The following is a 22,931-nucleotide window of genomic DNA, read 5'->3' as shown; positions in this document are numbered from 1 at the left end:
GGCGCAGTAGCCGCGCATTGTCAGTCTTCCTTCGGGATCACCGGCACCCACTGAGGCAGGCGCTTCTTGATCTCGCGCAGTTCGGCGACGATCTCGCAGAGCAACTCGATCTGCATGACGGCAAGGGTCTCGATGCGGGACTCGGGCTTGGGAATGTGGTTATCCGGCGAATCTGCTTGATGGAACGTCGAACGTGCCTGCCTCCAGATCGGCCGCCAAGATTGATGGGTCGAAGCCGGACCCGATCATGTAGCGGTCGTCATAGAGGGCGTCCTCCTCGTGCGCGTCCTCGTCGAGGTATTCGTCCAGCCAGTCGGTGCCGATCTCGACGAAGTGCATGTGGAAGCGCCAGTCCGGGATCAGGTGGCTGTAGCGCAGGATTGCCTTGGCGCGCAGCGTCTGGAAATCCATGCCATTGCCAGCCCGGTTGATGTCGCCGATCGACCGGTTCATCCGCTCGACCATCCCGCTCGTGTAGGGGTGGTCGAAGTAGTTGAAAATCTCCTTCCGCCAGCGCGCGACGGTCAGCATCAGCGGCTTCCACACCTCGTGCTGGTCGGCCTTCGCGAACTGGACCCATTGCTTGTAGGCGCTCTCGGCGTCCTCGCGGTTGGGTGCGTCGTAGAAGTAGTAGAACGATTCCTTGATGGTCCACGCCATCTTCATGCGCGGGCTCATCTCCAGTATCTCGGCCACCCGGTCCTGCTGGCGGTCCGTCATGGTCTCCCAGTGCTTGTCGAACAACCGGACCATTCCGGGCATCTTCTTCTTCACCTCGCCCGGCAGCTTGGGCGTCTCGGCCCGGCGCACGACGCCTCACCAATGGTTCGCCATCTTCAGCAGGTGGAACTTGTCGACGACGATCGCGGCCTTCGGGAACAGATCCTTGGCCAGCCCCTTGTAGTGGCCGGCCATGTCCTGGCACCACACCTCGACGTTGCCCCAGTTCTCCATGCGGTCCAGACCCCGCCGCACGTCCGACTGGGTGCAGCCCGGATGCATGTCGAGCAGCAGGCCCTTCTCGACGTCGCAGATCACGGCACGCTGGTCGCCCATCAGCGCGTTCTCGTCGATGCCTAGGACGCGCGGGGCCTTGTATCGGTAGTTCAGCAGCTCGCGGTCAGCATGGGCGCGAAACAGCAGCCGGGCCATCTTCTCATCGACGCCGTGGACGTGCTCGACATCCGCGAAGGTCCGCTTGATCGACGACAGCACGACCGCGTCGCGCAGGCGCTCGGTCATGAAGTGCTTGCCGTCGACGTGCGGGACGCCCTGGTAGAGCGTGCTGTCGCAGCTCTTGCACTGATACTGCTGGCGCGTGACGTGCAGAAAGGTCGGCGCGGCATCAAGGCGCAGGTCGCGATACTTCACGATCCGCGTGCCGTTCTTCACCAGCTTGCGGGCCAGGCAGCAGAGGTCGACGTCGAACGTGTTCGGGACGCAATCGACCTGAATTTCTGTCAGCCGGCCGTCCTCGTCGCGGATCTCGCGAGGATCGCCAACGTCGAAGCCATCAAGTCGCAACCAGTTCATTTCGCCGCCTTTTCACGCCTCTTTATCTCTCGTTCGATTGCTACCCTGACGAACTCGGCGCGTTTCTCAGGCGGCACAAGGACCGCGTCCATCCTCGCAAGGGTGCCCTCCGCCAGCCGCGCTGGCATCTGCTCGTGATTGATTCGCTTCTGCCCCACCGGACGATGTGTGCGTGATATCATGTATTCGGTCAAACCATCCTCCAAGATGATATCTTCTATTGACCCGTAGGTGATATCATCTAAGGTCGCAACAAGATATCACCTTGGAGGCGCATTTGTGGCCGTCGCGTATTACAATGAGATTGATCCCGATGCGGCTCTGGTGCTGAAAGCGCTCATTGATGACGGCGTGATCGCACCTGGTGATGTGGACACACGATCAATCAAGGATGTTCAGCCCGATGACCTCCGCTCATACAGGCAGTGCCACTTCTTCGCAGGCGGAGGACTCTGGTCCGTCGCAGCTCGACTGGCTGGATGGCCCGACGATCGAGAATTGTGGACCGGCTCGTGTCCATGTCAGCCGTTCTCGGTCGCGGGCAAGGGAGGCGGTGTCGACGATGCTCGGCATCTGTGGCCCGACTTCTTTCGCCTCATCAGTTCCAGACGGCCCGCTGTCGTCGTGGGAGAGCAGGTTGCGGGAAAGGCTGGCTACGGTTGGCTCGACGGAGTGCGCGCTGATCTGGCGCGAGAAGGATACGCCGGGCGGGGCGTCGATATCCCGGCTTGCGCCGTGGACGCCCCCCATATCCGACAACGCCTCTACTGGGTCGCACTGGCCGACGCCGACAGTGGCGGATGTGCAGGGCGGCAGGAAGACGCGCAGCGGCTCTCGCTCGAACGAACCGCTGTTGAACGGGCTCATGACTTGGAGCACGCCTCGCGCGTCGGACGGCGAGAAGGGCGGGCCGAACCAGAGCTTCGGAGCGGGCGGTCAGCCAATGCCGGCGCAGATGCATCAAGCGGCATCATGGGTGACGCCGACAACCACCCTTTCAGGGCAGGAGCCGGAGGCATGGATGGCTCACCGCGAGCGCATGAAGCTCCGGCATCCGACAAAGGGTGGCATGGGGACGCCGCTCGACATGCAGATGCACATCACGGCCGCAACGGAAGCTGGTGGGCCGATCACGAGTGGATCGTCTGTCACGACGGCAAAGCGCGGCGCACCCAACCCGGCACACCCTTGCTGGTTGATGGGCTTCCCGGCCGAGTGGGTCTCTGGCGCATCGCGGGCAATGCGATCTCGCCCGTCCTCGCGGCGGAAGTCATCGGCGCGCTGATGGACGTTCATCAAGCGGATAGGCCGTAGCGGTTCTCACCCCCTGCGGCATCGCGACCAAGCGGATTCGCCGGATAACCGGGAATGTCCTTCATGTTCATCTCCTGTTCTCGGGTCCACCCTCATGACGGACGGGCCGGGTGAGCGCCAGCCCCGCCCCTTCGGGTCCTTCCGCGCATCTGGATCAATACGGGTGTCAGAGGCGCAGTTTCTGGCTAGGCGCGAGATTGCATAGGGTGCCGCCGCCTTCAGAATAGATTTGGCGGATTTCCGCCGTTTCCAAATAATGGGAGGCGGCAGTTTCCAATATAGACACTGTCCCCCTGACAAGAGCGGAAGTGGCTTGGCTGGTCGGCATGTCCGACAGCTGGGTTCGCGACCGGATGCAGGCGGGAGACCTTCCTCGCCCCGGCACCACCGCCGAGGAATATGTCGAGGCCTACGTCACGTTCCGGCTGAAGAAGCTCGAACGGGATGCCGGCGACGATTTGGATCTGAGCGCGGAGCGAGCGCGGCTTGCGAAAGAGCAGGCCGACGAGAAGGCGATGGACAATGCAGAGCGCCGGCGGGAGCTGGCGTCGCTGCCCGACATGACGATGGCCGTCGTTGGCGTGATCTCGATGGCCGTATCCCGCCTGATGCAGATCCCCGGCCTGGTGGCCAAGGGCGATGAGAAATTGCGCAAGCGGATCGAGGTCGCAGTCACCGATGCGCTCGACGAACTGAGCATGACGCGGGTCGAGGAGGCGATGGGCGGGGGCGTGGATGACGACGACACCCCCGGAGAAGACGGAGAAGAGTAGGACATTCGCTGTTGCCGGCGTCGCTATCGCCTCTGCGGTCAGGGAGTGGTGGGCTGCCTTCAAACCGAAGAAGCGGGTTCCGCTATCGGAATGGATGGCAGCGGAGGGACGGCTCGATAACGGCGCTCGGTTCCGGCCCTTCCCCTTCCAGAACGGGATTGCCGACGCCTTCACCGACCCGGCCACGCCTCAGGTGTCGGTCAGGAAGAGCAGCCGCATCGGCTATTCGACGATCGTCCAGTGCTTCCTGGGCTATCGGATCAGCGTCGATCCGGCCCGGTCGCTGATCTACCAGCCCACAATCGACGACGCCGAGAAGTATAGCCGGGACGATCTTGACCCGGTGCTGCAATGGCCGGCGGTGCGCGCGGTCGCCACGTTCAAGGCGCGACACCGCGATAACCAGATCCGGGCCAAGCGGTACAAAGGCGGTTGGATCCAGATCAAGGGCGCTAACAGCCCGAAGGAATTCCGCCGCGTCACCGCTGACGACGTGCTGCTCGAGGAGCCCGATGGCTATCCGTGGTCGGCCCGAGAGGAGGGCGACCCCGCCCGGCTGGCGTTCAAGCGCAGTCTGACCTCGCCGCGCGCATTCAACGCCGCCGGATCGACGCCGAAGATCAAGGGCTTCAGCCGGATCGATGCTCTGTTCGAGCAGGGCAGCCAGGAATATCGCTACGTCCCTTGCCCGCATTGCGGCCACATGCAGATCTTGGTGTTCGGCGATGGATCGGCGGCGGGCATTCGGTGGGGGCCGAGAGAGCGGCCGACGCGGGCCTGGTATCAATGCGAAAACGGCTGCGAGATCGAGGAATCGCATAAGCCGTGGATGGACGAACATGGCGAGTGGCGGGCGCACAATCCCGATGCCGGCCCGCGCCATCGGTCATTTCACATATGGGCCGCCTATAGCCAGTTTCCCGGCGCAGCTTGGTTGGAGATCGCCCGCGAGTTCATCGAGGTGCGGAAGGATCCGAACCTCCTGAAGACGTTTGTCAATCAGGTGCTCGGCGAGGCTTTCGCGGAGAGCGGCGAAGCGCCGGAATGGCAGCGCCTATATGACCGTCGGGAGATGGCCATGAAGCTCGGCACGCCGCCGGCATGGGCTGGGCTGCTGGTTGCGGCAGCGGACGTGCAGCGCGGCGGCGGCGGCCGCATCGACGTCGACATATGGGCCTTCGGCCCCGGTCGGCGGCGAGCGTTTGTAGAGCGGATCGAAGTCTTCGGCCCGATCGCCGATGAAAGAACGTGGAAGAAGCTGGACGCTGAGGTCGGCCGCGAATGGCGAACCGAGGACGGCCGGAACATGCGGTTGACCCGCGTCGCCATCGATTCCGGCGATGGCGAAAACACCATGGAGGTCTACCGCTGGGCGCGCCGGCATCCCGGCTTCGTCATGGCGGTGAAGGGGCGCGAGGCCATCGCCGCGCAACAGGCGATCGGCCAGCCATCCTGGCAGGATGTCACGGTCAACGGCCGCAAGATGAAGCGGGGCGTGCGGCTCTGGAACATCGGCACGTCGATGCTGAAGATGGAGCTGTACGGCCAGCTCGCGCTGGAGAAGCCGATCGACGGGGAAGAGTATCCCGACGGCTACGTGTTCCTGCCCGACGGCACCGGCGACGAATGGATCAAACAGCTTGTCGCCGAGGAATTGCGGCTGATCAAGCAACGCAAGGGCGGCTTCCGGCGGGAATGGCACAAGACGCGGGACCGCAACGAGGCGCTCGACAACGCGGTCTATGCCCGGGCGGTCGCGATCTCGTTGGGCGCCGATCGCTGGTCGCTCAGTCGTTGGGCGCTGGCCAAGGGTGAATATGACCGACCGGCGTCCGAGCCCGCGACGAGCTCTCCGCAAGCCTTGGAGCCGGACCCGCTGCCCCCGCCGCCGCCTGCCAAGAAGCAATGGATCAGCCCACCCCGATCGGATTGGGTGAAGAGGAGGCGCTGATGGCCTACAATCAAGCCGACCTCGATGCTTTGAGCTCTGCCATCACTGGCGGCATCCAAGAGGTCACTTACGCCGACGGCCGCAAGATTCGCTACCAAAGCCTCGCCGATATGCGGGCCTTGCGCAATGATATGAAGGCGGAGGTCGCGGCGGCGGCAAGCCAGATTTCGCCCCGCCGACGTGTCACCCGCGTAGTGTTCGGCCGCTGATGGGCTGGATGGGTGAAGCCTTCGCGGCGGTGGCCCCCCAGGCCGCCGCCCGGCGGGCGCGCGCACATGCCGACCGCGCCCTTGCGGTGGCGCAGCAGCGGTATGTCGATAGCTGGTCGCGAAACGATCCCGCCGCGCGGCGGCTTGAGCGGAGCAAAGACAAGCCCCACTCCCGCGATGACCGCGCGCGGATTCGCGATCTGATGGTGTCGAACCCATTCGGGGTGAAGATGCTGTCGTCGCTGCTGAATGACCTAATCGGCTGGGGGATCACGGGCATCCCGAAGGCGAACAAGCGGATCGTCGCTGATTGGAAGGCATGGATCGCCGTTTGCGATCACGACGAGGTCCTGGATCTCTACGGCCTGCAAGAGTTGATCGCCCGCACGCTGCTCGTCGACGGCGAGGTGTTCATCATACGCCTGATCGACAAGAAGGCGCCCGGCAACCCTCTGCGCCTTCAGGTCAACGATGCCGATATGCTCGACACCACTTTGGGCGCGGGCTTCCTCGGCGGGCGCGTCCGTGACGGCGTGGAGTACGACAGCCATCATCGCCCGGTAGCGTACCATTTCCGCACGAGCCGGGAGGCCGGCAATTTCGGTGGTACGCAGCGGATCCCGGCAGAGCACGTCATTCACCTTTTTCGCCGAGATGAGCCGGGCCGCCGGCGGGGCCGTAGCTTCTTCGAGGCAATCCTTGATCCCATCGAGGAGATCGACGGTTATCTCGAGGCCGAGACGATGCGAAAGCGCATCGAGGCTTGCTTCGCGGGCTTCATCACGCCGGCCGAGGGTGATGATGGCGATGTCGGCGCCGTGCAGCGTGGCGCCGATGGAGACTTCGACACAGAGAGCCTGGCGCCCGGGATGCTAACCCGCCTTCGGCCCGGCGAGACGATTGCTTTCGGAGAGCCCAAGGCGCTTGGCGGCATGGGCGAATTCATGAAGTGGGGCGGCCTGCGCGTGGCCGCTGGTAGCGCCGGCACGACCTATGAGGACGCGACCGGCGACCTCTCAAACGTGAATTTCAGCAGCTTCAAGGCTGGCGCGCTCAACAAGAAGCGGTTCGTCGGCCGGCTGCAGTATCTGCACCTCATCCCTCGCTGTCTGGACGTGATCTGGTCCTGGTGGTGCGAGGCGCACGATATGACGGGGCGAGGTCCCGGGATTGCGCGGGCAACCATCGAGTGGACGCCCCCGCCTTTCGAATCGATCGACCGGCTCAAGGAGGCGAACGCCGACGCGGCCGAGATTGCGAACCGCACGAACAGCCGCCGCAAGATCGTGACCGCCGCGGGCTATGGTTACGACGAACTGCAGGACGAGATTGCCGCTGACCGCAAGGCAGATGAGGCGCGCGGCCTACCCGAGCCGGCCCAGCCCGGTGCTCCGGCAGCCGATGCGCCGGTGCGAAAGGATGACGAAGATGCCTGACTTCCAAGAGCGGGCATCCCCCGCGCCAATGATGTTGCGGGCCGCCGAAGTGCGGCCCTCTTCATACCGGGCTGAGGACAATTCGATTGAAGTCTGCTGGACGACCGGCGCGGCGGGCACGCGCTTCGACTGGATGGACGGCACTTTCTATGTCGAGGAGCTGAGCGTTGAGCCGCAGGCGGTGCGCCTGGACCGGATGAACGCCGGCATCTGTCTCCTTGATAGCCACGAGCAGTACACGCTGCGGAGCGTTCTCGGATCCGTCCTCCCGGCGTCGGCCAGCGTCAACGGCGCGCAGGGCGTGTGTCGCGTGCGGCTCGCCACAACGCCCGACGTCGCCGACACCGTTCAGAAGATCATCGACGGCCACATTCGTTTTGTGAGCGTCGGATATAACGTCTTCACCTACCTTCGCACGGAGACGGAGGGCGCTTATCCGCACCTCCTCGCCACCGATTGGGAGCCCGTAGAGCTCTCGATGGTGACCGTGCCCTTCGATGCCGGCGCGCAGGTGCGCGCCCGGAGCGCCGAACAGGGCGGCACGCACCCCTGCATCATCCGCGGCGCCGCCGCCCCCCAGGAGAAAGAAACCATGCCCGATCCCGTGATCGAGCCGGCGGCCGAACCCGCTCCGGCTCCCGCGCCTGCGCCCGTCGCCGATCCGACGCCGGCAGTCCGCGCAGTCAGCACTGACACGATCATCGCCCGCGCCGACAAGCTCGGCGCCGACTTTGCCCTCGATCTCGTCAAGCGCCACGCCGCAACGCCCTTCACCGAAGTGTCGCTGCTCGAGGCGGTGACCGAGGAATATGCCAAGCGCACCGCCGCCCCGAAGCCGATCGACAACAACGACACGCGCGTGAAGGTCGGCAACCCGGTCGCTTCGGGCGAGAAGTTCCGTTCGGCGATCGAGCAGGCGATCCTCTCGCACGGCAAGCGTCCGTCGGAGACGCCGGAAGAGGCCCGACACTTCCGAGGTATGCGCCTCTCCGAGATGGCCCGGTTCGCTCTGGAAGCCCAAGGTCGCAGCAGCGTCGGCCTGCGCGGTGTCGATCTCTTCGTCGAAGCGACCGGCACCCGCTACGGCGCGCACACCACCAGCGATTTTGGCACGGCGCTCGCCAACACGGCGAACAAGTCGATGCGCGATGGCTATGTCGCCGCCGAGCAGACGTTCTGGCCGCTGGTGCGCCGCAAGACGCTGCCCGACTTCAAGCCCGCGACGCTCGTCAGCCTGTCCGCCCTCTCGCCATTCCTGGCGGTGCTGGAAAACGCCGAGTTCAAGCGCCTGACCGCGCGCGATACCGGCGACAGCTTCAAGCTGGGCACCTACGGAGGTATCTTCGCGATCACGCGCCAGGCGATCATCAATGATGATGCGGGTATCTTCGCCGAAGTCCCGGCCGAGATGGGTCGCCTCGCCGCCGACCTGGAATCGGACACCATCTACGCGCTGCTCAACGGCAACCCGAACACCTATGATGGCAATCCGTTGTTCTCGACGGCGCACGGCAATTTGGCCGCCAGCGGGCAGCCGATCACGGTGGCGAGCCTCGCGCTCGGCCGGCAGGCGATGATGACGCAGAAGGGCGAGGGTGGCCGCTACATCGGCGGCAATTACCCCAAGTTCCTCGTGGTCGGCCCCGCCAAGCAGACCGAGGCCGAGCAGTTCATGGCGCAGATCGTGCCGAATACGAACAGCGGCGTGAATCCCTTCGCGGGCCGGATGCAGATCATCGTCGATCCGCGCATCACGGACAACAGTTGGTATCTCATCGCCGATCCGGCAGCGATCCCCACCCTGCTCGCCCTGCTCCTGGCGGGCTGCGAGGAGGTCTTCCTCGACACCCGCACCGGCTTCGATGTCGACGGCACCGAATGGAAGGGCCGCCATGATTTCGGCGGCAAGGCCATCGACTGGCGCGGCGCCTACAAGAACCCCGGCAACTGAGCCGCGACGCAAGGAGCATATCCATGAAGGAAGTGAACCTCTGCAGGCCGGCGATCATCGCCGATGTCCTGCGCTATCCGGTCGAGAACCCGCTGACCGTCTCCGACGCCGAGGCCAAGCGCCTCGAAGAAAGCGGGTCGCTCGAGAAGGACACCACGAAGAAGCCGGCTGCGGCCGGCAAGGAGGCGTAAGCCATGAAGAATTTCGTTCAGCAGGGCGATAATCTCGATCTCGTCGCCCCGCGCAACCTCACCTCTGGCGCGGCCTTCCTCGTCGGCTCCATCTTCGCAGTCGCGTCGGTGGACGCTGTCAGTGGCGCGGCGCTGGCCGGCGTCACGCGTGGCGTGTTCGATCTGCCGAAGGCGGCCGGTGCGGTGACCCAAGGCGCCAAGCTTTATTGGGACAACACCAACTTCGTCGTCACCACCACGGCCAGCGGCAATACCCTGATCGGTGTCGCCACGCAGGCCGCCGCCTCCGGTGACGCGACTGCCCGTGTCAAGCTCGGCGTCGTCGCCTAGTTATGACCGACCCGTTCGCCACGGCAGCAGCAGCTCTCTTTGCGAGCCCGCTTGCTGTGGCGGCGGTATTCACCCCCGCAGGCGGTGCGCCGGTCGCGATCCGCGTGATCCGCGACCAGTCCGACGAGGTCATCGGCAACATCGTTCTGGCGGGCAACGGCCTGCAGGTCCTTCGGGCGTCGGTAGCCAACCCGCAGCGCGGAGACGGGATCACCATCGCCGGCGTCGACTATGTCATCCAAGGCGACCCCACCCTCGACGTTGAGGGTGTGGCCTGGAACTGCGCTCTCGAAGCGGCATGATCCGGGCCAGCGCCACGGCGACCGGTTTCGCCGAAGCGATCGAGAAGACATCAATCCGCGCCCGCATGGCCGCGATGAAGGCCATGCAGCAGGCGGAAGCTGGGCTGAAAGAGGAATTGCGCGACCAAGTTCTGGCCGCCGGCTTCAGTGAGCGTTTCGCCAAGACGTGGCAGGGCAAGGTCTATCCGACCAATCGACCGACGATGAGCCCGGCGGCATATGTGTTCAGCAAAGCCCCGTCGATCATCGACGCTTACGCGCGTGGCGTGACGATCGTCGCGAGGGCGGGCCGGCGGTTGCTGGCGATCCCCACCGAAGATGCGCCGCGCAAGCGGAGCGGCGGCCAGGATCGGCAGGCGCGGGCCATGACGCCGATCGAGGTAGAGGCGCGCTACGGCCAACGCCTTCGCCCGATCTGGCGCGCTAGCGCGCAGGGATCGCAGATCAGAGGGCGTGCCGTCGGTTATCTCGTGATGGACGGGCTCGTGAAGCGCGACCGCACCAATAGCTTCCGCCGGGCATCCGCTGCGGCCCTAGCGGGCAAGGGCCGGTCGAAGTCGCCGACCAAGCAGCCGCAGTCGGTCGTCATGTTCACCCTCGTTGCCTCGGTGAAGGTGCCGAAGAAACTTGATCTGCAAGGGGCGCTTGATCGCGCGGCCGCGTCCCTACCCCAGCTTCTTGATGCCGAATGGAGCCGCTGATGAGCCGCCAGCTCGACATCCTTGCCGCTCTTCGACTGATGATACGTACCGCCCTGCCCTCCTCCGATGTGGATGTGATCGAGGCGGATGGTGATCGGGTCGCGCCGGAGCGGCTGGCGCCCGGCGGCCGGGTCGAGATCGAATATGGCGACCCCGGCGACCCCGAAATTGACCTCTCGCCTCTCACCTACAATTACGAGCACGCCTTCCCGGTGACGATTACGGCGCCGCACAGTTCCAGCGGCGACAGCGCGGCGATGATCGTTGCGGACATGCTCAGCGACATCGCGGCGGCGATCAAGGCCAACCGCACGCTCGGCGGCCTTGTCGATCATCTCGACGCCTATGCGCCGCCCATCGGCGACATCTTCACGCTCGGCGCATCGTCCGCGCGGCAGGCCCAGGCGGTGCTCACCGCCATCTATTCGACCACCGACCCACTCTAGGAGACCCACATGGCACGAGCCCGTGGCGCCAACGCGAAAGCGGCCGGCGCGTTCGAGACGACGCCCGGCACCGTGCCGGGTTCCGGCTTCTTCAGCATCCCGTTCGTCAGCCACACGCTCGGCGAAGAGCGTCCGTTGATCGAAAGCGATCTTCTCGGCCAGGGCCGTGAGATGCAGGATCCGACGCCGGACGTGGCAACCAACGATGGCGACATCGTCGTTCCGGTGGATGCCCGCAACTTCTGGTACTGGCTGAAGCTCTATTTCGGCTCGCCGACGATCAGCGGCAGCGGTCCCTACGTGCACACCTTCACGTCGGGCGCGACCACCCTTCCCTCGATGTCAATCGAGATCGGCTCGCCCGAGGTGCCTGCCTTCAGCGTCAATCGGGGCGCGCGAGGCAATCAGATGCGCATCGGCATGTCCCGTTCGGGACAACTCAACGCCACGTGCAGCCTGATCTGCATCGGCGAGACCGATATAGTCAGCGCCACGGTCGCGGGGACGCCGTCGACCAAGGTCGTCGCGCGCTTCCCGCAGGCGGTAGGGCAGGTCAGCCAGGGTGGCTCCGCCCTCGGGTCGGTGGTGTCCGCCGACTTCGCCTATTCGAACTCGCTCGAGAAGGTCGAGACGATCAAGTCGGACGGGCGAATCGAGGACAGCGACCCCGGCATGGTCGGGATGACGGGCACGATCCGCGTCCGTTTCAAGGATACGACACTGCTCACCGCCGCCACCAACGGGACGCCGGTGTCGCTGTCGTTCGGGTGGGCCATCGGCGCGCACAGCCTCTCCTTCAACGTGCAACGTGTGTTCCTGCCCAAGCCCAAGAAGCCGATTCCAGGCCCGAACGGGATCATGGTCGAGTTCAGCTGGCAGGCATCCGGTGCTTCCGGCGCGGCGGTGACCGCCGTCCTCACCAACGACGTCTCGGGAGCCTCGTACTGATGCTGCGCCTTCCCCCCAAGATGCCCGAGGCCGAATGGCTCGACGTCCTTCCCGGCGTCCGTGTCCAGTTCGCCCCGATCGGGCCGAAGTCCTTTCGCGCCGCGCAACAGGCATGCCTGACCGCGCTCAACGCGGATGCCGAAGACAAGGAAGAGGCCAGCGACGAAATGTCGCGCGAGCTGATCCGGCGCGGCATCATGGCGTGGGAGGGCGTAGGTAATGCCCATGGCGACCCCGTCGCCGTGACGCCGGAGGCGGTCGAGCTCTTCCTCTCCGATCCGCTTGCGTTCGCCGCCGCCTGCTCGGTCTATACCACTCCGTTCTTCATTCGGAACGCGGAGGGAAACGGCTTCGCCGGCTCGCTCGATGGCACTGGAGCGGAGGCGACGCCGGCGAGCGATACTGCCACCTCGTCTGCGACGCAGGACGTGTGGGCCGATGTGAAGGACGAGACGATGCAGCAGACCCCGCAGACCCCTGCGAGTACCGACAGCACGAGTGTCTCACCGACGAAGCCGAAGCGGTCTGGGACGTAATCGCTACCTGCGGGTCACAGCTGCGCGCGTCGATCGCTGGCCCTTATGGGCTCGATTTCGGAGCGGTGATGGCGGTTGGCGCCGCCCGGCGGGTTGACCTCGATCTGCTCGCCGACGTGCTCCCGGATATCGAAGCCTGCGTGCTGATAGGCGCTGAAGCCGAGCCGGATGAACCTGATGACGAAGGGGGTGAGTGATGGCCGCACGCACCGCCGGCAGCGTCGCCCTTCGTCTCGGGATGGAGGCCGATTCCTCGGTCAAGAACACCTTCGAGGCCATCAATGCTGAGGGCAAGGCCGCCGCGCGCAAGCTGGTGGCGCAGTATGAACAGGCGAACCGGGATATCGACCGCGCTTTGAACCAGCGCGACGCCGCCGGTGCCAAGCTGGGGGCAATGACAGGCGGCTACCGGATCGGCCAGGACCAGAACGCTGCGGCGATGGCGTACACCCGATATCTGGCGGATGCCGAGCGGCAGGCGCAGGCGCTTCTCAACACGCTGAACCCGCTCCGCGTCGCGCAGGCGAATTACGATCAGGAGATCGCTACCGCGAATAACCTGTTGCGGCTGAACAAGATCACCGAAGCCGAGCATGCAGAGGCTGTGCGACGCTCCACCCAAGCGCTCACACAAGCCCGTGCCGAGCAGGTCAAGGGAGCGGCCAACGACAATGCGCGTCGCGCGGCCATCCAGAACGTCGGCTTTCAATTTCAGGACTTCGCCGTTCAGGTGACCGGCGGCACGTCGGTTCTGCGGGCGTTGTCACAGCAGGCTCCACAGGCGCTGAGCGCCATTGCAGCGATGGGGAGCGGCGCCGAGGCCTCCACCGGCAAGTTCGCCAAGTTCGCGACATTCATGGGAGGCCCCTACGGTGTCGCGATCACCGCCGCGATTACGCTTGCGACCGGTCTCGCCAGCATCATGCTGTCCGGCGGTGATGCAGCGGAGGGTGAAGCCTCTTCGTTTGCCACTCTTCAGAAGGCGACCGCTTCGTTGGACGAGGCGACTGGGCGACTTGCCAAAACGAAGCAGCAGCAGATTTCCCTGTCGGAGGCAGCAACTCGGGCGCAGCTGAAGGAGGCGCTAGCTGTCCGCGCAGTGCTGGCGGCCACGCTCGAACAGAACAGTAATCAGCCTGCATATGGAGGATATGGCGGCGGCGGCGATGCTGGCGCTTCCGGGTCTGCCGCCGTGGGCGACGCCATTCTGGCGCGGCAGATCAGGATCAATGAAGCCGCGATCACGATGGCGGAGACCGCCTTGCGTGACGTCGGTTTCACCGACGCGCTGAGCGAAGTGACGCGCGCGACGGATAAGGCCGCCGCAGCGACGGAGCGATACGATCAGCGGGTGCGGATGCTGCGCGCGTCCTACAGCAGCGGCGCGATCCCCACCCAAGAGAAGCTAAATCAGCTGCTGACCGAAGCGGCCAAGCAACGCGACGCCGAGGTGAAATCCGTGCGAGAGAGCGGCTCGGCGACCGCCTCCCTGGTTGGCAGGGAAACGGATCTTGCCACCGCGACCACCGCCACGGCCCGCGCCCGCGCGGAGCTGGGCATCGTCAAGGCGCGAGAGGCGGCGGCGGTTCGCGCTGGCGGTGACGCGCTTGCACAGTATCGATCGGATCTGACCGCAGCAAAGGAGACCCTGAACAGCGCCATCGCCAGCGACCGCGCCGCCTCCGCTTCGCGTCGTGATCTGGCGAAGGACACGCGAGATGCCGCCCGCGCGCATGAACAGCTGCTCGATGCGGTCAAGCGGCTCGCCGAGCAGGGAGACCCGCTTTCCGCCGCCGAGCGCGCCATGTCGGACGGGCGCGCCAATATCGCGGCGGTCCTCGCCGAGCGCCGGGCAGACATCGCAAGGGCCTTGACCGGGGACGCTGCCGAAGCCGCCTATGCGGCGGCGGAGAATGATGCCGCCGCCGCCGGACGCGCGCTCAGCGACAATTATTTTCGGTCCTTCGAAGCCGCCGGACAGGCCAGCAGGGGCCGGCTCAGCAGCACCCTTCTTGGTGCGGGCGGACTCGACGGCATTGCCGTCGACGGCCTCCAGAAGTCGATCGAAGCGCGGCTGAGCGCCGTGACCATGGCCGCGAAGACCGCGAGCCCCGAGATGGAGAAGCTGCGGGACGCAGGTGTCCAGTTCGTCGATCGCTTCCTGGATCCATCATCGTGGCGCCAGGGCGGCAATCTCATCAAGGGGGTGCTGCGCGAGCTTCGAGACGAGGCGATCAAGCTGGCGCTGATCAACCCGCTGAAGAACTGGATCAGCGGCGGGAAGTCCGGCTTGGGTACGATATCCTCGCTCGCCACGTCCCTCGCAGGTCTGTTCGGCGGCGGCCGAGGGCTCACCGGCGTGTCATCGGCGATCACCGGCGCTGGCTCCGTCAGCTTCAACCAGGCCGCGCAGATCGCACAGCTTTCGGCACCAGCTTTCGCGAGTGGCACCGAATATGCGCCCGGCGGGCTCGCGTGGCTGAACGAGAACGGCAAGGAGCTGGTCAATCTGCCGCGCGGCTCGCGCGTCACCAGCGCGGCCGAGACCCGGCGGCTGATGCAGGGTGGCGGCTCGCCGACCTATCAGACCTTCGATATGCGCGGTGCGATCGTGACCGAAGAGCTCTACGCTCGAATCCAGGCCATGGCCGACCAGGCCGCGATCCGGGGAGCTTATGGCGGTGCGCAGATCGCCGAGACGCGACGCGCTCGCCTCGCCCGTCGGACAATCCGCCGATGATCCTGATGCCCACGTCGCCGCTGCCGAAATCGGCAACCCCGATGCCGGTGGATCACGGCGGGTGGCAGGAGCCTATCGCCGGCGGGTCCCTCTTCCGGCTCGATCGGATGGGCAACCGATTCGCCATCCAGATCACCACGCCCCGGCTCAGACCGGAGCCCGATGGCCGGATCTGGGTGGCGCGGTTGTTGGCCGCTATCGGACAGGCCGCGCGGGTGCCTTTCCCGCAGCCGGGCGTCCTCATGGGCAGCCCCGGCACGCCGGTGATGGACACCGGCGGGCAAGCCGGCACGACGCTGAAGCTGCGCGGCTACACCGCCGGCGAGCGGATCGTCGAAGGCCGATTCTTCAACGTCGTGGACAGCACGGGGATGCGGTATCTCCATGCGACCCAAGGCGGTGACGTCATCGTTGGGTCGGATGGCAAGGCGACGCTGTCGATCTGGCCGATGTTGCGAGTGGCGGTGGCCGACGGCGCGAGCCTGATCTTCGACGTGCCGACGATCGAGGGGCGACTGGAGGGTGCGGCGCAGGGGTGGACGCTCGCGCGAGCTGGCAACCAGGGCCTCTCCTTCACGATCACGGAGCTTCGCTGATGAGCGCGATGACCGCCGCGATGGACGCGGTCCTCGACGCCGACCGCGCGCTGGTGACGCTGCTGATCGAGGTTCAGCTACCGGATCACACCATTCGCCTCATCGCGGGCAGCGGGGTGTTGCTCTGGAACGGCAACACCTTCAGCGGCGCGGACCCGCTGTTCGGCACGCTTAAGGCGATCGACGACATTTCGGATGGAACGGGCGATGAGGCCCCCGCCCTCGGCTTCTCGCTGCTTCCGCCCAGCGACACCGCCGCCGCCCTACTGTCCTCGCCGACTTACCAAGGCTCGCCGGTCTACGTCTGGCTGGCCGGGGTCTATCCGACGACCGGCAATGTCGTGCCGGACCCCTACCTACTGTTCTCTGGAGAACTGGATCAGCCCACGCTCACCATCGATCGCGGCCAGCGGCAGGTGGATTTCGACTGCGTGAGCGCGATGGAGCGCCTGCTGGACGACGACGAGGGCGCCCGCCTGTCGGACGCCTTCCACCAGTCGATCTGGCCGGGTGAAACCGGTTTTGCCAACATCACCGGCATCGAGAAGACGATCTATTGGGGCGTCGCCACTCCGGCTGGCGCGCTCGCGACCGGCGGGTCCGGCGCTTCCGCAGGCAATTTCGAGGCAGCATGACCGACCGCAAGCTGACCGAGATGGAGCTTCGGGTCGCGGCGGTGCGCGCGACGCTCGCCCGCTTCAAGGGCAAGCCCTTGCGTTTCGGCACGAATGATTGTGTCCGCATGGCTGCGTTTCACCTCCGGAAGATGGGCCACAAGGTGAAGCTGCCGCCGTCCGGTTCCTATGCCTCGATCCGGTCGGGCGAGCGGGAATTGTCGGCGCGGGGTTTCGCCACGCTGGCGGAGGCTGTCGACAGCCTGGGACTTGAGTGCATCCCGCCGGCAGCTGCGGTGGACGGCGATCTGGTCGAACTGCCGTCGGACAATGGGCTTGGCTGCCTGACCGTCGAAGTCGGCAACGGCCGGGTGCTGGGGTACTACGCCGGCAAAGTCGAGGTTCTTCAGCCCTTGGAATGGGTCAGGGCGTGGCGGGTAGTGCCGGCAGCCTATGCAACCGCCCAGACTTAAGTCGATCTACGAATCAACCTTTGCGGGACGATCCGAGATCGCGATCAAGCTTGGCGCTGCGGAGGCGGGTGTAGAGCGCAAGGAGCGTGCCGCCCATTGCCGCGACGATGCCGATAGCCAGAAGCTGTTCCATCAGTCCTCACTCCTCCAAAAGCTCAGCACCCATAGACCGAAAAGGTGGAAACAGAAACCTACGCCAACTCCGGCCAAGGCCTGTCTCCATGACACCGGCTCTGGATGCGGCCCGATCGTCTTGAATATGGGGATGACTGCCGTCGCGATAACCGCCGCGATCCCGATGCCATTCAGGAAAGTCGCGGACAGCTTCACGCGCTCATTCTCGCGCTTCGCCCGCCTCTTGGCCTCGCTCGCGGAAACCGGCTTCCGGGGAGTCGCGCGATTGCGGACCAAGCGGACTTCGACCCAAAGATACACGACGGCGACAGCGAACGCGCCGGCACCAGAGAACGCCGCAATCCAGTCCTGATGGCTGGCGGCCCAAGCTTCAATCGATCTCATCCGTCGTCAAAGCCCCTCTTTAATAAGACCGGTCATCTTATAGAGCCTCCCAATCTAGAACGCCTTCGATCCAGCATCACGCATATCCATGACGGCGCAACGCGCGAACACCTCAATCGCGGGAAAATGCTTGGTGCGACGGACGTCGCGAGGCGCTGTGTCGGGGTCCGCGCCCGCCCGCCAGCGGTTGTTCGACCAACGGGTGACGTCATCGGCTATGTTTGCCTGTGACCCGATGAACGCGGCAATGAACCGGGCGAGCATGAAAACTCGGCTGGCTCCATATATCTCGGCGAAGATCGCCTCGGCAGATGCCTTCGCATAGTCGCGATAGGCCAGAAGGGCGTGCACCTCGTTGCGCGCTGCATCATCGCCTAGATCCAGGCCATAGAAAGCGGCCACGCTGTTGATCATCCGCGAGGTAGCTAAGCCGCTCGCCCGATCGCCCGCCGGACGCTCGAAATGCATGTTGAATATTTCGCCGCCCTCATCGGCTCCGCCGAACGTGACCACATCCTGCCTCATTCGCGCCGCTTCCCCGAGTCGTCTCTCGTTGGAGAATGGCCCGGATAAAACCCGAGTCTAGTCAGCTATTTAGGGGCGCAGGCCTCCACCTGCTTCGCCGGCATCCATGACCTGATGTGCGTGCCAGCGATTTCACGACGGAGATCGACCCTTGCCGCTGCAATGCCACCGGCAAGGCCTCCGCCGATCCAGATCAGCATAACGTCATCAGGCCTGTCGGGCTGGCGATATACATTAGGGATAAGCCATCCCTTCATATCCATCAGGCACCGTTCGACATCCTCCAGCTTCGCGCGGCTGACGTAGTCCGCGCTTAACCCGTGGTCATCGAACTTCGAGATTGGGCCTGCGCCGATCAACAGCCCTGCGCCCAATATCAATCCCAATACCGTCCGCATCGTCCGCCTCCTTTGAGCGTGCGATATCACAGGGAGATGCCCCTATGAGCAACGCTTTTGCGAAGGCGGCTATCGTTGTCGGCGCGGTCGCCCTTGTCGCGACGGGCGTAGGCGCTGCCGGCGGCCTCGGGATTATTGCGGCAACAACTGCAAGCACGATAGGCACGCTCGCTAGCGTGGGGGCGGGGTTGCTAGGCCTCGCGGCCACCGTGACACGAAAGGCTCCGTCAACTTCCGCCTCCGGCGACCAAACCCGTCTCACCCTGAACAAAGACCAAGGCATCCCCTACATCCTTGGCCGAACCGGCGTGGCCGGCTGGCCGGTCCACCGCCAGACCTTCGATCACGCAGGCAGCAAGCCGGCGAACGCCTTCCAGACCATCTTCGGTGTCTGGGGCGGCGGCGGGCCGATCGAAGGTGTCGAATCCTATCAGGTCGAGGGTGGCACGGTCACCTTCGCCGGCGATGTGGCGACGGGCGCCTATAGCGGGAGCATGTGGCTGCAAACGCAGCTCGGCGCCGTGACAGACCCCGCCCTGCACGCCACCGGCTTCTATCCCTACCCCGCAGGTTGGTCGGCGGCATCGAAGATGACCGGCTACGCTGGCTTCGCTTTGACCATGAAGTATGACGAGAAGGGTAAGGTCTACCCCTCCGGGGTGCCGAAGGTGCTGGCGGTGCTGAAGGGCGCGCGGGCGTGGGATCCCCGGCTCGATGACACCTATCCCGGTGGCGTGGGGCCGGTGCGGTGGGCCGACGAAAGCACTTGGCCCTATACCGAAAACCCATGGCTCCACGCGATCACCTGGGCGCGCGGCCGCTTCCAGAACGGCAAGCGCGTCCTCGGCATCGGTATGGCGCTGACCGCCCTCGACGTGCCGGCGATGGTGTCCGCCGCCAACGTCGCCGACGTCAACGAATGGACCGTCGGCGGCGTGGTTTACAGCACCGACGGCAAATACGACATCCTGAAGAAGATAATGGCGGCCGGCGGCGGGGAGCCGCTGCAACTCGGCGGCCAGCTCTCCTGCCTCGTAAACAAGCCGCGCGCCCCGCTCGCCACTATCACCACGGCAGACATCATCGGTCGCGCTTCAGTTACGGGAACGCAGGCGAGCCGCGACCGCATCAACGGGATCATCCCGACCTATCGATCGGAAGAGCATGATTGGTCGCTCGTCCCCGGCGAATTGGTGCGCGTCGGCACGTATCTAGAGGAGGACGGAAAGCCGCGCACCCGCGCGCAGACCTGGGAGCTTGTGCAGGACAAGGATCAGGTCGCCGAACTCGCAGCCTACGAGATCGCTAACAGCCGTGAATTCGGCCCGATAATCACGCCCCTGAAGCTGAAGGCGGCCGGCTACAAACCCGGCGACTGCCTCCATCTCGCCTCCCCGGAATTGGGGATGGATGGGCAGGACATCGTTGTGACGAAACGTCATTTCGACCCGACGTCGGGCGCGGTGACCCTGACGAGCAGGTCGGAGACCTACGCAAAGCACGCCTTCTGCCTCGGCGAAACCGGCACCGCGCCGCCCACCCCCAGCCTGCAAGTAATTGATCGCACGACACTGCCGACGCCCGGCTACGATGCGAACTGGTCGGGAATTGCGGATGATGAGGGCACCAAGCCCGAGGACAACGCCACGGTCGGCGCTCCCGCAGGTACGAATGTTGCTGGCGTCCCGGCCGAGCTGGTCGCCCAGCGCACGGCCGCCGTCGGCGATCTGATCGACATCACCGTGCCCGACATCACCGGGCGCATTGATGAAATCTTCGACGAGCGCCTGCCTGGCCTCACGGCGGATATCTCGGCGATCAACGAGACGAAGCTCCCCGACCTGTCGGATCGCATCACGGTGGAGGTGCTGGATCGCGAGGCCGCCGGGCGGCAGATCGCCGCCGCCGAGGCGAGCGTGGCCGACACCTTGCTGCGCGCCATCGCGGAGGCCGAGCGGACGCGGACGGCGATGCGCGATGCGGGGATCTATATCGATCCGCTGACCGGCAAGGCCCGCCTCTACGCGACCGACCAGCAGGCCGAGCGACTGAGCCAGGTGACGGTGGCGCTGGACGCGGTCTCTGCCACGCTCAACCTGAAAGCGACGGTCAATTACGTCCAGGAACAGATCGCGCTGGCGGTACTGGACCCGTCGCAGGTGGCCGACCTGACCGCGATCATCGCGCGACTGACATCGGCGGAGATCGCGCTCGACGGCCTCAATGCCACGATCGCGCTGAAGGCGGACGCGGCCACGCTGACCGGGCTATCGGCCGTCGTCACCTCGCTCAGCACGCAATATGACGCGCTCGCTGGCACGATCACGACGAAGGCTGACCAGACCACGGTCGATGCTCTCAGCACAACCCTTTCGGCGATCGAGTCGACCCTCGGCAGCTATGGCGATGTTTCGAGCTTCGATCTGACCATTCGCCGTTTGCGCGCGGAGCGGGACGCAAGCGATACCACTCTCCTTCGCGACATTCTGTCGGATGATGCGTCGGCCCGGTCGGTCGTCACCCAGCAAGCTGACGTCCATTTTCAGCTGACCAGCACGATCGTCGCCGGGCTCTCCGCAGAGGCCGCTTCACGGCTGCGCCTCGCCGCGCAGATGGCGGGCGGCTTCGCATCGGTGGATCAGCAGGTGCGCGCACTGGTGACCGCCGACAGCGTTACGACCGAGCAGATCACGGTCGCGCTCGCGGCGCTTGGACAACAGGCCTCGCTTATCTCGCAATTGGCGCAGCAGCAGATTTCGGCGGGAACCTCGATCGCCGGTCTGTCTACCACCATCAGGCAGGCATCGTTCGGCGACGATCTGACGGCGGACGCCGCGCTCCGGGCCATCGTGTCGGGAGACGAGGACGCCCGCACCGCCCGCGCTCAGGTTGCTCAGATACAGTTTGATCTCACCACGACCATCGTTGCCGGCTTCTCGGCCGAGGCATCGGCCCGGCTCTCATTGGCCGCCCGTACCGGACAGGCCGAGGCGGCGATCATCTCCGCGCAGCAGGCTCTCACCTCGCTCACCCAAGCTACCACGAGCCGCCTTGATGCGGCGGAAAGCCGGCTCGGGGCGGCCGAAGCGCGGATTGTGGCGGAGGAAGGGACGCGGGCCTCCGCGATCGAGGCTGAGGCGTTCGCCCGTCAGGCCCTGGCGGCGATCGTCAACGATCCAGGCACCGGCCTCGCGAAGACGCGCGCTGACCTATATCAGCAGGTCAGCGTCTTCGCGGGCGAGAATGAAGCTCGCGCGCAGGAGATCGCCGGGCTTTCCGCCCAGGTGAACGACCCGGCGACCGGATTACCCAGAACGCGGGCGGACCTGTTCAGCGAGCAGACTGCTCGCGCGGATGGGGATGGAGCCAATGCGACGGCGATCTCTGGCCTTTCCGCCCAGGTCAATCATCCGGCGACAGGCCTCCCGGCGACGCTCGCTCGCGTCGCCCAGGAGGAAACAGCCCGCGCAGACGGCGATAGTGCGAACGCGACGGCGATTGCAGGGCTGTCCGCGCAGGTAAACGATCCTGCGACCGGCCTGCCTAAGACCCGTGCTGATCTTTTCACCGAACAGAACGCCCGTGCCGACGGCGACTCCGCGAATGCCACCGCCGTGGCGCTTGTGGCCGCCCAGGTTAACGACCCGGCGACGGGCCTCGCGAAGACCCGCGCGGATGTCTCGACGGAAGCCCTCGCCCGAGCGAATGGTGACAGCGCGAACGCGCAAGCCATCTCGGCCGTTCAGGCCGCCGCTGGCGGGCTCTCGGCGGATGTGGTGTCGCTTCAGGCCGCTTACGCCGATGCGGCCGGCAAGCTCACCGCGCGGTTCCAGCAGATCGCCAGCGTCGGCGGCGTCTATGCAGGCGTCCGTGCGATCGTGCAGTTGGAGGATGGTAGCTTCACCAGCGATCTGGCGCTCCTGGGTTCGTCGATCGGCCTGTGGCTTCAGTCGGCGGACGGCAGTTTCACTCGCGCGCTTGGCCTGGAACTGGTCGATGGCGAGCCCGTCGCGATGTTCTACGGCCGGCTGCTGGCGAACAGCATCGAAGCGGACATGCTGACGGACAATTCGGCCGTCGTGCCGGTGATCGCCCGCGTGAACGCCGGCCTCGTCGGACAGGGCCGTCAGGTGTGGCAGACCGCACTGACGCGCACGATCGGAGTCAAGAAGCGCGGCGTTGTAACGATCGGGGGCAGTGTGGCGGTCGTGGGCTTCACCGCGCCGCAGGGCGACTGGGCGTTTCGGATCACGATCGACGGCAACGCCCGTGAGTACGGCGCCCTCGATAATCAGCAGATCGTGCCGCTGTACCATGCGCGCGAGTGCGCTCCGGGTGACCGCGAGATCAAGATCGAATTTGCGGCCACTGCCAGCGCGACCCTGCTGTCGATCGATCTTCAGGCTTTCGGCTTCAACGCCACCACCATCCAATAGGAGAATAGT

The 22,931-nt window shown here is 65.3% G+C and carries 22 protein-coding genes and 1 pseudogene; 19 read left to right on the top strand and 4 right to left on the bottom strand.

Annotation, left to right across the window (positions count from 1 at the left end; translation table 11 throughout):
* Window positions 1–159: 159 nt before the first annotated feature.
* Window positions 160–1,533: pseudogene (locus PQ455_RS01530) on the bottom strand (ISL3 family transposase).
* A gap of 279 nt (window positions 1,534–1,812) precedes the next feature.
* On the opposite strand from PQ455_RS01530, the gene PQ455_RS01525 reads away from it, so the two are divergent.
* The 18 genes from PQ455_RS01525 (at window position 1,813) to PQ455_RS01440 (ending at window position 17,044) form a co-directional block, all read left to right on the top strand.
* Complete coding sequence (locus PQ455_RS01525) at window positions 1,813–2,847, top strand: DNA cytosine methyltransferase (protein ID WP_273688589.1); 1,035 nt, start codon at window positions 1,813–1,815, stop codon at window positions 2,845–2,847.
* A gap of 308 nt (window positions 2,848–3,155) precedes the next feature.
* Window positions 3,156–3,620, top strand: coding sequence for a terminase (locus tag PQ455_RS01520; protein ID WP_273688588.1), 465 nt, complete (start codon window positions 3,156–3,158; stop codon window positions 3,618–3,620).
* Window positions 3,583–5,571: a phage terminase large subunit family protein gene (locus tag PQ455_RS01515; protein WP_273688587.1), complete on the top strand. Its 1,989-nt coding sequence runs from the start codon at window positions 3,583–3,585 to the stop codon at window positions 5,569–5,571. Before PQ455_RS01520 ends, PQ455_RS01515 begins: the two co-directional genes overlap by 38 nt.
* A complete protein-coding gene (locus tag PQ455_RS01510) occupies window positions 5,571–5,780 on the top strand; it encodes a phage head-tail joining protein (protein WP_273688584.1) in 210 nt (69 codons plus the stop codon). The genes PQ455_RS01515 and PQ455_RS01510 overlap by 1 nt, the downstream gene beginning before the upstream one ends.
* A gap of 8 nt (window positions 5,781–5,788) precedes the next feature.
* Window positions 5,789–7,216 carry a phage portal protein gene (locus tag PQ455_RS01505; RefSeq protein WP_273688583.1) on the top strand — a complete coding sequence of 476 codons (1,428 nt, stop codon included), beginning with the start codon at window positions 5,789–5,791 and terminating at the stop codon, window positions 7,214–7,216.
* Entirely contained in the window at window positions 7,209–9,167 is a 1,959-nt protein-coding gene (locus PQ455_RS01500) for a prohead protease/major capsid protein fusion protein (RefSeq protein WP_273688582.1), read from the top strand. The genes PQ455_RS01505 and PQ455_RS01500 overlap by 8 nt, the downstream gene beginning before the upstream one ends.
* Before the next feature lie 23 nt (window positions 9,168–9,190).
* On the top strand, window positions 9,191–9,358 hold the full coding sequence (locus PQ455_RS01495) for a hypothetical protein (protein ID WP_273688580.1): 168 nt from the start codon (window positions 9,191–9,193) through the stop codon (window positions 9,356–9,358).
* Window positions 9,359–9,361: 3 nt separating this feature from the next.
* Window positions 9,362–9,688 (top strand): DUF2190 family protein, encoded by a 327-nt coding sequence (locus PQ455_RS01490; protein ID WP_273688578.1) that lies wholly within the window; start codon window positions 9,362–9,364, stop codon window positions 9,686–9,688.
* Between the two features lie 2 nt (window positions 9,689–9,690).
* Window positions 9,691–9,990 carry a head-tail joining protein gene (locus PQ455_RS01485; protein ID WP_273688576.1) on the top strand — a complete coding sequence of 100 codons (300 nt, stop codon included), beginning with the start codon at window positions 9,691–9,693 and terminating at the stop codon, window positions 9,988–9,990.
* Window positions 9,991–10,055: 65 nt separating this feature from the next.
* Window positions 10,056–10,691, top strand: a complete 636-nt coding sequence (locus PQ455_RS01480) for a DUF6441 family protein (protein ID WP_273688575.1) — start codon at window positions 10,056–10,058, stop codon at window positions 10,689–10,691.
* Window positions 10,691–11,137 carry a hypothetical protein gene (locus PQ455_RS01475; protein ID WP_273688574.1) on the top strand — a complete coding sequence of 149 codons (447 nt, stop codon included), beginning with the start codon at window positions 10,691–10,693 and terminating at the stop codon, window positions 11,135–11,137. Before PQ455_RS01480 ends, PQ455_RS01475 begins: the two co-directional genes overlap by 1 nt.
* A gap of 9 nt (window positions 11,138–11,146) precedes the next feature.
* A complete protein-coding gene (locus tag PQ455_RS01470; protein WP_273688572.1) occupies window positions 11,147–12,085 on the top strand; it encodes a phage tail tube protein in 939 nt (312 codons plus the stop codon).
* Window positions 12,085–12,621, top strand: a complete 537-nt coding sequence (locus tag PQ455_RS01465; protein ID WP_273688570.1) for a hypothetical protein — start codon at window positions 12,085–12,087, stop codon at window positions 12,619–12,621. The genes PQ455_RS01470 and PQ455_RS01465 overlap by 1 nt, the downstream gene beginning before the upstream one ends.
* A 68-nt stretch (window positions 12,622–12,689) precedes the next feature.
* Window positions 12,690–12,818: a hypothetical protein gene (locus tag PQ455_RS01460; protein WP_273688567.1), complete on the top strand. Its 129-nt coding sequence runs from the start codon at window positions 12,690–12,692 to the stop codon at window positions 12,816–12,818.
* Window positions 12,818–15,361, top strand: coding sequence for a coiled-coil domain-containing protein (locus tag PQ455_RS01455; RefSeq protein ID WP_273688565.1), 2,544 nt, complete (start codon window positions 12,818–12,820; stop codon window positions 15,359–15,361). Before PQ455_RS01460 ends, PQ455_RS01455 begins: the two co-directional genes overlap by 1 nt.
* Entirely contained in the window at window positions 15,358–15,957 is a 600-nt protein-coding gene (locus tag PQ455_RS01450; protein WP_273688563.1) for a hypothetical protein, read from the top strand. Before PQ455_RS01455 ends, PQ455_RS01450 begins: the two co-directional genes overlap by 4 nt.
* Window positions 15,957–16,592 carry a hypothetical protein gene (locus PQ455_RS01445; RefSeq protein WP_273688561.1) on the top strand — a complete coding sequence of 212 codons (636 nt, stop codon included), beginning with the start codon at window positions 15,957–15,959 and terminating at the stop codon, window positions 16,590–16,592. Before PQ455_RS01450 ends, PQ455_RS01445 begins: the two co-directional genes overlap by 1 nt.
* A complete protein-coding gene (locus tag PQ455_RS01440) occupies window positions 16,589–17,044 on the top strand; it encodes a DUF6950 family protein (protein WP_273688559.1) in 456 nt (151 codons plus the stop codon). Before PQ455_RS01445 ends, PQ455_RS01440 begins: the two co-directional genes overlap by 4 nt.
* Before the next feature lie 132 nt (window positions 17,045–17,176).
* On the opposite strand, the gene PQ455_RS01435 is transcribed toward PQ455_RS01440, so the two are convergent.
* From PQ455_RS01435 to PQ455_RS01425, 3 genes are all read right to left on the bottom strand, one after another.
* Window positions 17,177–17,563, bottom strand: a complete 387-nt coding sequence (locus PQ455_RS01435; RefSeq protein WP_273688557.1) for a hypothetical protein — start codon at window positions 17,561–17,563, stop codon at window positions 17,177–17,179.
* A 54-nt stretch (window positions 17,564–17,617) separates the two neighbouring features.
* The gene (locus PQ455_RS01430) at window positions 17,618–18,088 is read right to left on the bottom strand and encodes a hypothetical protein (RefSeq protein WP_273688555.1); all 471 of its coding nucleotides are present in this window, start codon (window positions 18,086–18,088) and stop codon (window positions 17,618–17,620) included.
* A gap of 65 nt (window positions 18,089–18,153) precedes the next feature.
* Complete coding sequence (locus tag PQ455_RS01425) at window positions 18,154–18,486, bottom strand: hypothetical protein (protein WP_273688553.1); 333 nt, start codon at window positions 18,484–18,486, stop codon at window positions 18,154–18,156.
* A 44-nt stretch (window positions 18,487–18,530) separates the two neighbouring features.
* Here PQ455_RS01425 and PQ455_RS01420 point away from each other — a divergent pair, with 44 nt between their 5' ends.
* Window positions 18,531–22,922, top strand: a complete 4,392-nt coding sequence (locus tag PQ455_RS01420) for a type IV pilus assembly protein FimV (RefSeq protein ID WP_273688551.1) — start codon at window positions 18,531–18,533, stop codon at window positions 22,920–22,922.
* Window positions 22,923–22,931 lie beyond the last annotated feature (9 nt).

Origin of the sequence: Sphingomonas naphthae (genome assembly GCF_028607085.1) — a bacterium.
In the GTDB taxonomy this organism is placed as follows: domain Bacteria; phylum Pseudomonadota; class Alphaproteobacteria; order Sphingomonadales; family Sphingomonadaceae; genus Sphingomonas_Q; species Sphingomonas_Q naphthae.
The sequence above is the reverse complement of the archived record's forward strand: the minus strand, read 5'-3'. Positions and strand labels throughout refer to the sequence as shown.